Genomic DNA, 11,258 nt, shown 5'->3' with positions numbered 1-11,258 from the left:
TAGTACTAACAAGAATAGGTCTTCATGGCCTTTTTGGTCTAGTCGTCAGGGTGTTGCACTTGAATTGTAAACTGGGGGAAAATATGTATTTTGGTAAAGGATCAACGAATAGTTTCCGAAAATATGGGATATGGTCTTTTCGTTGACGTGCTTGGGGTAAATACTGATGTACAAAATGTGATGATGCGTAGATTGTTGCTACTGGGTCATCACCAACCAACCACACAACCTGCCTATTTTCATTAAATGGAGAAACTCCTACCTTAACAAGAAAACCGTGAGATGGAACTTCATCACTCGAAATGAACTGTGCTATGAGTGCACTCGTTTTGCGTGTTCCAATACATACTACATTGTCAGAATGCTTATTCGTATCGGCATCCAGATAATCTGAGACTACATTGTATGGGACGTCTTCTGCTATACACTCGTATACCAGCTCCATTGCATGCCTCACATAACAGTCAGAGTAGTCAGCCAAAACCCTCCATCTATTGTCGCCAAAGTCTTTATATGGAACTGTCACTGATTATCTCCCCCTTTTCGATAAAGCTTGGGTGAACCTGGTTGCAATCTCAAGTGGGCGAGTGATTGCTCCCCCAACAACAATTGCGGCCGCGCCTAGATTTTGTACTCTTTTCGCTTGCTCTGGGGAGTGAATATGACCTTCAGCAATTACATCAATGCCCGCCTCGGCCAGACGTTTTATCAGAGAGTAGTCGGGTTCATCACGAGGTACACTTTCCGCGGTGTAGCCTGACATTGTTGTGCCAACAAAATCAACACCTGCACGCCAGGCTGAAATCCCTTCATCGAAATTTGATATGTCGGCCATAATCAATTGCTTAGGATATCTACTTTTTATCTGCGAAATAAATTCAGTAACTGATAATCCGTCATGCCGCTTCCGATTTGTACAATCGAAGGCGATCACCTCACATCCCGTTGTGACAAGTTCGTCTACTTCACGCATCGTAGGTGTAATGTACGGCTTTTCCGGGGGATAGTCACGTTTAATAATGCCAATAATTGGTAAGGAAACTGCATTCTTTATCTCATTGATATCCCTCACAGAATTTGCCCTTATTCCGACCGCTCCTGCTCTCTCCGCTGCAGTAGCCATCAACGGCATAATGCCGCCTAATTCGGTATATAACGGCTCGCCTGGTAATGCTTGACAAGAAACAATTAAGCCTCCATGTACCTTTTTTAACAACGCAATCTTCTCCAATCTCCAAATCGCCTCCATTTTTTAAAAATATGGAAATTATCTCCAAGTGAAATCTAGCACAATACAGCATCAATGTAAACCCTTTCTCCATATATTTGGAGACCTTCTCCAAATATGTAGTTTCTGCTGTATAATAGAGCCTGGAGGGATCATTGAAATGAAATACGATTACTTAATCCACAACCATTATGACGAGTTAACCCGATCCGAAAGAAAAGTCGCCGATTTTGTGCTATCCATTGGCATAAAAATTATATATGCCACACTTACTGAAGTTCGAGAGGCGGCAGGGGTGGGGGACGCCACGATCGTGCGCTTTTGCCAGAAACTTGGTTTTAATGGTTTCTCGGACTTTAAAATCGAGATAGCCAAGGAGGACTATACCAAGCAGACCGCTGACCGACCGCAGGACGACTATGACACAATTGTTGATAGTCTGGTCGATGCTCTAAAGCGAACCGCTCAACTATTAAACAGAGAACAAGTCGAAAAAGCAGTATCGTTGATGTCCAAAGCAGATCAAATTTATCTGTTCGGTGTTGGTGGTAGCGGACAATCTGCAAAGAGTCTCGAATCAATCCTTCTGCGCGACGGCGTATGTAGTACGGCAATTACAGACCCTCATATCCAGGCTCAGTACGCCTCAGTGATGAAGAAGAATTCCTTGGTAATTGCCTTTTCTCTCTCAGGACGAACCAAAGATACTTATGATGCTGTGAATATTGCGAAAGATAACGGAGCCAAAGTGATTGCCATCACAAATTACTCAAACACCCCCATTGGTAGACAGGGCGACGTCGTTCTTCAAACAGCCATTGATGAATTCTTAAATGGCGGCTCAGTTGATGGCAAAATATCACAGCTGTATATCTGTGATGTGTTAACGAAAGGATATGCAGCACAGAATAATATTGACGTGGTCGCCTTGCGTGAACGAGTACTGCGTTCAATTCTCAATAAGAGCATAGAATGACTCTGTGAGTTGCCTTCTACTGATGATGCCAAAAAGGTGGAAGGTGCTGATGAAGTGGAAATCAATTTGCTATACCCTAAAAAGTCATTAAGCACCCAATAACAGACCGTCCTGCAAAATGAGAAGGGCCGCAATCTCATTTCTGGATTGTGGCCCTTCATTGCTTATGCGATTCCGCTCTTTGCTGGCTTGGCTGCTGGTTCCAAGGTAAATATGCCTCAGCTTGTTCTCTCACTGGTAGGGCGGACAGTTGTGACAGCCCATCAGCAGGCGCTCAATGTAACTTTGTGAATCCAGTCCGTTGGCTTTGGCGGTCTCAACGATTGTCATCCAAATCGCATTGGCTTCTCCGCTTTTGAGCTGGTCGTGAACAACCAAGGATCCGGTCTGTTATTGGGTCCTGACGACATTTGCTGACTCTTGGTTCCTATAATATTCACATTTCAGAGACCGCAAGTATCTGCGATGCTTTGATTTTCCCAGGCAGCGTTCCCTCCGCGAAACCTAACCAAATATGAATTTTCCTTAATAACTTGGGTACCCGTAGCCGCGAGGATAGTAGATCTTCAACTGCGTAAAATATGAGTCAAGAAGCTTGTCAGTAAATGGCTCAAAGTATCGAGCAACCTTCAACACAGTCTGAACACTATGCGGCGAGGATTTTGTAGTTATAAGTATTCCCTCTCCAAGCGAATTTGCTGGGATGACTAGTCCCGTAGCATCAACCATGTTGACGACCTTTGACAAATATTTGTGACCCGAAGACTGAATCATCGCGGCCTTGCTTCCCATGTGCCCAATAATTGTGTCACCGATGCCCTCCAAATCAACAGGCCCCTCATTGGAGATAACTACGTCGTAGTCATTCAGAGCCTTTTTTAAGAAAGAAATCTGATCGGCTCTTTTGACGTTGGAATCTGGAAACTGTTTCTCAACGATTCTAATATCCTTCTCGTCAGCTTTTATAGGCACGTGCAGTGCATGTTCTACCAGCACCCTCGTAACTGAATCTCTGGTTTGTTCACTTCTTATCACGCCGATGGATTGACACGCGTCCTCAATCGTTTTCAGGTCTCGAGCGATAAACCCAACCGTCGGTGTCAGCATAATACCATCAGTAGACAAATGTGACTCAGCACGCGTTACGGCCTCTACAGAAAGTGTCTTGCTTATTAAGCCGTATAGATTCAGGCTTAATGCTGGCATTAACACAGATCCCCCACCATCGGTGCCAATGCCTAAATCGTTTATATGGACTCTGACATTAATAGCGGTCCCACTGGACGATCCGGTCATATGCCTTCCAGTAATTGGATTAGTAAGGCGGTTGTCGGTCGCCCTACCTCCCATAGCCAGGTGATCAATGGTGTGAAGGATAAAACCAGCTTTATGGAGACTCAATAGAAGCGATTCTGGTATTACGTTTTGATCCTTAATACCAACATATCTGGGGTTATCCACTTTTTGAGCTTCCTCAAATGCTAATGGGTATGTCCGTTGAACGCTATCATAAGGGTTGGCCAGAGCTACGAACGTCTTCTCTGCCAGCCGTGAGATACTTTCTGACAAAATATAACCACCTCCTCCAGATCGAGTTACGCATCTAAATCCGTGCCGTCAATAATGCGATGAAGGAAGCTGCTGCCATTCTCGGGAGCCTGTACATTAAAATAATCAGCACCTGTTGCGCCTACATCCGAGAGGGTTGCACGGTCTCCAACATACTTATTTGTAGTTCCTTCCTTATAAATCAGAAGAGGAGTGCGTTCGCGTGTATGTAAGCTAAACCCGATGGTTGGATCATCACCATGATCTGCCATGACAATAAGAATATCATCCTTGCCATAAAGCGGAAGAACTTCTTTAATCCGCTTATCAGACTCTGTAACCACCTCGGCATAACGAACAGGATCCTCTGCGTGCCCCGCCAAATCAGTTTCTTGAATGTTCATAAAGAGCAAGCCATTAGTCATTTCCTTGGATTGCTTAATGAATTGGTCAAACAGATAATTCGTATCAACCCCAGGGAATTTCCGTTCTGTATCAACGTTAATGATATCAGCTGTCTTCCCCACGAGCGCTACATCGATACCTTGCTTATGTAGAATTGTTGGTAATTGAACGTCAGGATTAATGCCATAGCCTAAATGCACGACGTGGTAATCAGTGTTGTATACGCCAGATTCGGGTGCGGAAACTCCAACATATTTCTCGTGCTCAATCTTCTCAGCAGCGAGAATATTGCTTAAGTTGACGCCGCGCCCACCAAATGCAATAACACGAGAAACCTTAACAACACTGCGAACAGATTCTCCGAGACGTTTAATCTCGTCAAAAGGCATCTCATCCAGCGCAGCTGTAACATTGTAAACCTGGCCAGGATCAGCTTCCAGATTATCGCCGACAGTCGCGCATCCATTCACGATTAGAAGCTGAAATCCTTTTTGCCCATGACGTTCCACATTGAAGCCATCTTTTTTGATCTGATCCTCAACTGTATCGATCACTTCGTTAAATGGTTGTAAAAGAGGCATTTTTGGCTTCGTGCCCATGATCTCCTGATGAGCGAGATATGAATCAGCGCCGTGGTGCATCAGGTTTGAAGTCCCCCAATTAGCAGTTGGTGAAAACTTATGATCTCCACGCTCCTGCCCAATAGCATTCATCAAGCCAAGTGCTTCCAGTGTAGGCCACTTGGCTTGGGGTACAGCCTTGATAATGTTTAGAGCAGTATTTGCGCCGATGTCTGCCGGGCGCACCTTTGGTACGTCATCCATTGCACCAACGCCGAAACTGTCGAGTACGATTACGCCAAACTTTCCCATATTATCTCATGCCCTCCGTTAATGGTTTTCCGAGACTGTCAAATAAACCAACTAGCTTTGGCTCACCAGTATGAAGCCCGCTGACAACTGCCACAGAACTTCGTGTAACAAAAATTTGAGTTCTTGAAGCCATTACCACAGGCAGGCCAGCAGCAAACTCCTTATTTAATTCCAGGTAGTAATCGATGCTAGAAAGATCCAAAGGTAATACTTCAGCGCTTTGATAGCCTCCCTCTTCTTTAACTATTGCGTTTCTCAAGTGTCCCCGACGATAGTAACCACCACCGTACACAAAACTGTGACCGTTAGCATTGTGTGACACTTCAGTAAGGTAACAATATGCCGGCTTTTCTGGTAGATTTTCCACGGCATGAAACGGAGTAGTGCCCGTCAATGCATGACCAGGCTCCGCTTCATTCCCTCCCAACTTGTGGATAAGTGGTAGCGAACCAACGGCTGTCGCAGAAGGAAGACTGATTACTCGAGGAGTAATACCGTGTTCTTCCAAAATTGCCTTTGCCTTGTTCACAGTCTTTACGTTTGCGGTTGCGGCATACGTCTTCGACTTCTCGTCAAACAGGATTGCTGGAAATGTTGTGAGACCAGAAATCTCAATATTACTGAGTGTCTTTATCTTGTCAACTTCCGCAGCAAGTTCCTCTAAGGTAAAGCCACCGGTTTGTCCAGGGTAAACATCGTCTCCCGCACCAGTGACTTTGATTAAAATTTTCTGCCTGATTCCCACCTCTTCAGCCGCAGTATTCAACGCTAAGGTATTTTCAAGGGAATAGGTTGTTACATACTTAGTACCATAGGATAGAACCTTCTTCATTAACGATCGAGGTATCTGAACTAGATGCCCTACATTGCCAAGATGCAGGTGATTGTTCATAAAGGTTTCTGCTTCACGGAAATCAACCACCACAGCATTTGAAATCCCAGCATCTTGAATTGCTTTCGCAATTAATGGGTTTCTACCAATTTGTTTTGTCATGTAAAGTAATTCGACGTCATTATCTTTGGCTGCCGCCACAAGCTTCTCTGTGTTAGCGATAATGGTATCTAGGTCTATAACATAAGTGTCTGGCAGAATCTGACCTTTCTCATGGAGCTTAAATGCAAAGTCAATAAGCTCAGGGTTCCGTTCCTCAAGTTTTTTTAAAAACATTTATGACACCGCCTTCGCCAAACTTTCGCGGAGAATCCGAATGATAGTTTCAGCTCCGCATCTGTATGGATTTATACGAATTGTTGTTTGTAACAATTTGGGATCATATTCCTTGAAGGTCCCCGATACTCTATAGAACATTGGCACAATCTCATACTTTGACTCAGCGCCGACTGGATTTGGAGCTGCTCCCAGGGCATTTGTGTATTTCAAGACTTTTTGTGCAACGGGTTTATCGAACTCGACTAGTAAAACCTTAGACTGAGCGTTAGCGATATAAGCATCAGCTATGCCGGGTACTTCTCCCGAATTGAGTCGCTTCACCAGTTCCTCAACAACCAACGCCTGGTTTGCCAGTGCCACGGGCGCATAAGTCATACCTCTTAACACATCGATTGCTTCATGCCCTTGCACCTGCGAACCTCCGGAATAGTTTTCTTCTCGAAGACGAGCAATCGCTTTTGCGTCGCCGACTATACAGCCAATTCCTTCTGGCCCCAACAACTTAAATGTCGAGAAACAGCTTAAATCACTACCTGATTCCACACCAATCTTAGGAATCTTCATGACTGCATAATTATCATCTGTAATGATGGGAACACCCGGGTACTGAGTTTTAAAGTAATCCAAAACAGCTTTCAAAGAGTATGAATCGTCTGGCCTCTGCCGAGTAATCTGAACCAGAATAGCGTCCACATTTTCAATAGTATTTTCATTCGCTAAATCGTTGTAATCAATTTCGACCGTTTTTATTCCAAGCATCTCAATAGAGACTTTGGTGGTTGGATATATAGGGGCCTTATGTACAAGAAGCCTGTCTCCAGCCTTCAAATATGCATGTAACGCCAATCGTATCGCGCCTGTTCCAGAGCCACGTACAAGCATCGCCGCTTCTGCGCCGAAGTAATCCGCGAGTAATTCTTCCACTTTTCTTGTATAGCGTGGCTGGTTTAGCCCCGGGACAACTCCCAAATCGCCACGACTCAATAACTCATCTCCAGCAAAATGCCGAGTCATTAGGTCTACAAGCTTATGCTGCTTACGAAGCGCTTCTTCGTATGTGATACTTACCAGAGGGTACGTTTTAAAACTAGGCATTAAAATCACCAAAGATTCTCTGTGGATTATCAATCATCATTTTATTAATGGATTCTTGGGTAACACCGCCATCTAAGAGCTCTGGGAAGAACTTGTCAATCAAATAAGAATAGCCGTTACCCCCGTTAATTTTTAAATGCGTTTTACGTGTGATATCCATTGACATAACTACATTGTCAATGAAACCTGCATCTTGTGCTGCCTTGATAATTTCAACTCGTATTTTATCAGGCATGTAGTTACTCTTGCCAATAGTGTCAATCTCGACGTTAATACCAGATTTTAGCAAATCAAGTACGTAATCTGATGATCCCGTTAAATCCACATGTCCAATGACAATATGGCTCAAGTCAGCTTTTTGGTCTTTGAAGAAGCGAACCTGCTCCTTCCCCAATGTGCCTAATGAAGTATGCGTACTGATTGGACATCCAGTTTCTTTCTGAGCAATTACAGCTGCTCGAAAGACCTTCCCTTCAGCTTCAGTCCACTTGCCCTTACTAGTCGCAATCTCACCAATCACGCCTGCTTTAGTGTTACTTCCCTTGATTCCGACCTGAATATCGTGAATCATTTGATCCGCTAATTGGTAGACTGATGAGCGAAAGACCTCAATGGGCATGAATGCATCTTGATAGTACCCCGTGCTCTGGACTATATTCACACCTGACGCATTTGCCACTTCTTGTGCATAAGGCAGGTCTCTCCCCATACCACGGTTTGTCATGTCAATTACGTTTCTGACACCCTTACTATACAAGTCCTTGAACTCATCAATGACCGCCTCTTTTTCGTCAAGATGGCAATCTTCGTTCTCTTTGACTTCCGATAAATCGATGGGAATGTGCTCGTGAGCATATACCATACCTTTCTTCAGCATGTTTGATCTCCTTATAATAAAGCGTGTTTCGCCTAGAACAGCCCAACTACACGCAGCAAGTTAAGCAATACACCCAATGCAATAGCTGCAATTGGGCCAACCGCAAGATCTACGAGAGGCTTCTTCAGCTTCCGATTCAACAGCCACCAACCGATTACCCAGAAGTAACCAACATTTCCTGCCATCTTGCTGCAAGCCATTGCCGAGCCAATCAAAAGTGCAATCGCAATTGTATCGCTCAAAGCAGTACGAATGTGCTCGCCCATGTCCCGAATACCAGGGAACCGATCAAGACCCTTGGCCGTAACGTTCAAAGCTTGCACTTCGATCCACATCCATGCAAAACCAGCGACAAAGGCAAGGATTGGTTGTCCCTTGAGCAACATACCAATAGCGAAAATCAGTGTGGTACCAGCTGTGGCATATACACCAGTTACAATGGCGGTGGAGAAGACTAAAGGAACAAATCCAATTGCCCGTGCAACGGTGGCAAAGATGGCACCATTTACGTCACCTTTTACCAGTAACTGTTGTGGAAGAACGCCTACTGCGAAGAACAATTGACTAGCGGCAACCGTGATGATACCGCCCATCAGAGAAAGCCAGATCCAATTATGCTTGATTCTAGATACACGTTCAGCAAACACGTTCACCAACTGAGTATTGGAATCGCCAGTGCTCTTCACTTGTGCAGCAAAGAAGATCATCATAATCATCGCTACAAGCAAAGCCATACCGGTGGGATCGAGCTGGATGGTTGTCCCATTGGCAAGCTTCCAAATAGCAAACTTGCTGACTACCAGCCAGGTTACGAAGGTGACACCCATGGTAATAATGCCCTTCTTAGCGCCATGTTGGCTAGCAACTGCGAGCGCCGGGAACGCCGCAAAAGCGAGAAGAATTGGAGTGCCAAGAAGACTCAAAGCAGGCATAAAGTTGACAGGCATCGCGTTAAACAATTTAACTATTGATGAGAGGCCCAACATTAGTGCGACGCCATAGATAGCACCAATCCCCCCAGCAATAGCGCTCCCCCACTTAGTGTCGGGAGTCCAGGTACCAATAATATCGTCCGTAAGAAGAATACTGTGTGCTAATAATACCGTAGTCCCAATCGAAACTGGGATCCCCATACCAATCACAAGCCCAAAACTAACAGCAAAACTTGTTGCTGCAAGCTCTTTGCGGTCAATTTTTCCTTCAAAGTATTCGGGCATGATCGGCCGCAATCCATCGTTGAACACCGCAATTCCTCGGTTCGCAAGAATCGAACCAACGGCACCCATCAGTGCAACCAAAACATAGTCTAGAACCGTATTGAAGTCCATAAAATTTCACCGTCCTTATGTCTTTAATATATTTTTTCCAGTATATTTGCCGAATATCTTACGAATTAGCTATGAGTTCGGCCAACAACGGCAAAACCGTGTCTTTCGAATTGATTGTGAATCCAAAAGCAACTTTTCCTTTTTCGAAGCCTTCCTTTATCTCATCCGGTGAAAGAACCTTTGTCGGAGAAGCAACGGTCATCGTTTTCTCTGATCCTAACAATGCTGTCGCCATTGCTAACGCGCCACCAGCTCCGGTTTCACAAGCGCCAATGTAATAATTTGCTTGCCCACTTTTTACGGCTAGGGCTGCGTCCAGGTCGTTTTTAACCTCAATATCAATATTTTTTCCTGCCAGCATCTTTTTCAAATCAGCTTCAATTTCCGGCTTTCCCATCTGTCCACCAACAACTACCATTGTCATTTTGTCTCACTCCTTGTCAGGTTTAAAACATGCATAGCAATATAACGTGATTCTTGTTTGGAAAAATTGACTGGGACCATTTTTAAAATTTCCCCGGTCAGTTTAGCGGCTTCTTCGTACTCGGGTTTTCCTGACACCTGCGCCCAAATCGTATCTGGCAAGGCATCAACCTTCTCTCCCTTACGAGCGCGTTCGAGAGCGACAGCAAGATGTATCAACAGCATTTCGTCGTTGAAATCGGCATTGCCGGCTAGTCGATCTTCTAGAAGATTGTCTACTTTATTTAGATACGCAAGATCCTCGCTTGTTATTTTCCCTACACTTTGCAACACCCCCAACTTGGTCTTGGTTTCTTCTTTCATAAATATCACCTCCTTTACTTTTAATACTCAGGCAAAATGCTGCCTGAAACCACCCCTTTTTGGATGGCCATTATTTCCGAAGTGTGAACTCTTTGACGTACTACCGCCTGTATGAAGTCTGAGTTATTCCCACCTATAAGAACTGCCTGCGACGCTCTGCGAACTGATGGACTGTCAATTTCTCGATATGACACCTTGTAGTTCTTCGACATAATCTCGTCTTTGTTCCAGATAGCAGCATCAATCTTACCTGAAATAATCTGTTGTACTATCTGATTGTAGGGTACTCCAACTCTTTTAACGTGTCTCTTATTCAATGCTTCATTAGTCAACAAAGCGTAGTCAAGAGACTTGGTGTCAACGCCAATCCTCATGCCCTCCTTAATTACCTTGTCGGAACCCTTTGAAAACACGATTACGTGTTCCGACAAGTAGGACTCTGTAGGCAGTTCGAATATTTTCTTCACTTGATAGTTCTCTTCCAAATAATCTGCTGTTAGGCCAGAGGTGATGATAAAGTTATAGCGGTTGTTAAGCAGGCCATCTAGACGATTTAAACTACCGCTGACATATGCTAAATTTAGGCGAAGAGGGCTTCCAGAAAATGACTTGTATAAAGCTGTGGCAAGTCCTTCGTAGTGTTTTGTGTATGGAAGTGGCATTGCGCAGACCAACCCGCGACTATCCAAATATGAAAGCAGAGTGTTTTCATTTTTTGCCGTTAGATATGTGCCTAATTTGCCCTTTGCCTGAGTTTCAATCGCCTTATCGTCTCTCATGATCGTCAAGGCACTCTGTACTGTGCCTCTTGACATGCCAGTATCCTCACACAGTTCGTCTACAGTGGGGATACGATCACTGATATCAGTTAGGTAGAAACGACGAGCAAGCTCCATCAAGGCTATGCCCTTCTTCCTATACTGCTCGGCCTTTATGGGAACCCCCTCCTTTTATACGTTATAAAATATTTTA

General features: G+C 44.5%; 12 protein-coding genes. 1 reads left to right on the top strand and 11 read right to left on the bottom strand.

What is annotated here, in order from left to right:
- Positions 1 to 22 precede the first annotated feature (22 nt).
- Both EKM86_RS03690 and EKM86_RS03685 read right to left on the bottom strand, forming a co-directional pair.
- Positions 23 to 526, bottom strand: a complete 504-nt coding sequence (locus EKM86_RS03690; protein WP_125755165.1) for a hypothetical protein — start codon at positions 524 to 526, stop codon at positions 23 to 25.
- 3 nt (positions 527 to 529) lie between these two features.
- Positions 530 to 1,231: an N-acetylmannosamine-6-phosphate 2-epimerase gene (locus EKM86_RS03685; RefSeq protein ID WP_318530639.1), complete on the bottom strand. Its 702-nt coding sequence runs from the start codon at positions 1,229 to 1,231 to the stop codon at positions 530 to 532.
- Between the two features lie 157 nt (positions 1,232 to 1,388).
- Between EKM86_RS03685 and EKM86_RS03680 the strand changes: the two genes are divergently transcribed.
- The gene (locus EKM86_RS03680) at positions 1,389 to 2,204 is read left to right on the top strand and encodes a MurR/RpiR family transcriptional regulator (RefSeq protein WP_125755163.1); all 816 of its coding nucleotides are present in this window, start codon (positions 1,389 to 1,391) and stop codon (positions 2,202 to 2,204) included.
- Positions 2,205 to 2,729: 525 nt separating this feature from the next.
- On the opposite strand, the gene EKM86_RS03670 is transcribed toward EKM86_RS03680, so the two are convergent.
- The 9 genes from EKM86_RS03670 to yhfZ are packed head-to-tail and all read right to left on the bottom strand — an operon-like array spanning position 2,730 to position 11,221.
- Positions 2,730 to 3,773: an amidase family protein gene (locus EKM86_RS03670; protein WP_125755162.1), complete on the bottom strand. Its 1,044-nt coding sequence runs from the start codon at positions 3,771 to 3,773 to the stop codon at positions 2,730 to 2,732.
- A 26-nt stretch (positions 3,774 to 3,799) separates the two neighbouring features.
- A complete protein-coding gene (locus tag EKM86_RS03665) occupies positions 3,800 to 5,029 on the bottom strand; it encodes a phosphopentomutase (RefSeq protein ID WP_125755161.1) in 1,230 nt (409 codons plus the stop codon).
- A gap of 1 nt (position 5,030) precedes the next feature.
- Complete coding sequence (locus EKM86_RS03660; RefSeq protein WP_125755160.1) at positions 5,031 to 6,197, bottom strand: YhfX family PLP-dependent enzyme; 1,167 nt, start codon at positions 6,195 to 6,197, stop codon at positions 5,031 to 5,033.
- A complete protein-coding gene (locus EKM86_RS03655) occupies positions 6,198 to 7,295 on the bottom strand; it encodes an aminotransferase class V-fold PLP-dependent enzyme (RefSeq protein ID WP_125755159.1) in 1,098 nt (365 codons plus the stop codon). It lies immediately after the preceding gene.
- On the bottom strand, positions 7,288 to 8,172 hold the full coding sequence (locus EKM86_RS03650) for a phosphotriesterase family protein (RefSeq protein ID WP_125755158.1): 885 nt from the start codon (positions 8,170 to 8,172) through the stop codon (positions 7,288 to 7,290). The genes EKM86_RS03655 and EKM86_RS03650 overlap by 8 nt, the downstream gene beginning before the upstream one ends.
- Before the next feature lie 32 nt (positions 8,173 to 8,204).
- Positions 8,205 to 9,500 (bottom strand): YhfT family protein, encoded by a 1,296-nt coding sequence (locus tag EKM86_RS03645; protein WP_125755157.1) that lies wholly within the window; start codon positions 9,498 to 9,500, stop codon positions 8,205 to 8,207.
- A 58-nt stretch (positions 9,501 to 9,558) separates the two neighbouring features.
- On the bottom strand, positions 9,559 to 9,924 hold the full coding sequence (locus EKM86_RS03640; RefSeq protein WP_125755156.1) for a DUF2620 domain-containing protein: 366 nt from the start codon (positions 9,922 to 9,924) through the stop codon (positions 9,559 to 9,561).
- Positions 9,921 to 10,286: a PRD domain-containing protein gene (locus EKM86_RS03635; protein WP_125755155.1), complete on the bottom strand. Its 366-nt coding sequence runs from the start codon at positions 10,284 to 10,286 to the stop codon at positions 9,921 to 9,923. Before EKM86_RS03635 ends, EKM86_RS03640 begins: the two co-directional genes overlap by 4 nt.
- A 20-nt stretch (positions 10,287 to 10,306) precedes the next feature.
- The gene (yhfZ, locus tag EKM86_RS03630; protein ID WP_125755154.1) at positions 10,307 to 11,221 is read right to left on the bottom strand and encodes a GntR family transcriptional regulator YhfZ; all 915 of its coding nucleotides are present in this window, start codon (positions 11,219 to 11,221) and stop codon (positions 10,307 to 10,309) included.
- Positions 11,222 to 11,258 lie beyond the last annotated feature (37 nt).

The organism is Lacticaseibacillus hegangensis (assembly GCF_003946465.1).
Lineage (GTDB): Bacteria > Bacillota > Bacilli > Lactobacillales > Lactobacillaceae > Lacticaseibacillus > Lacticaseibacillus hegangensis.
This window is presented reverse-complemented; position numbering and strand designations above follow the sequence as displayed.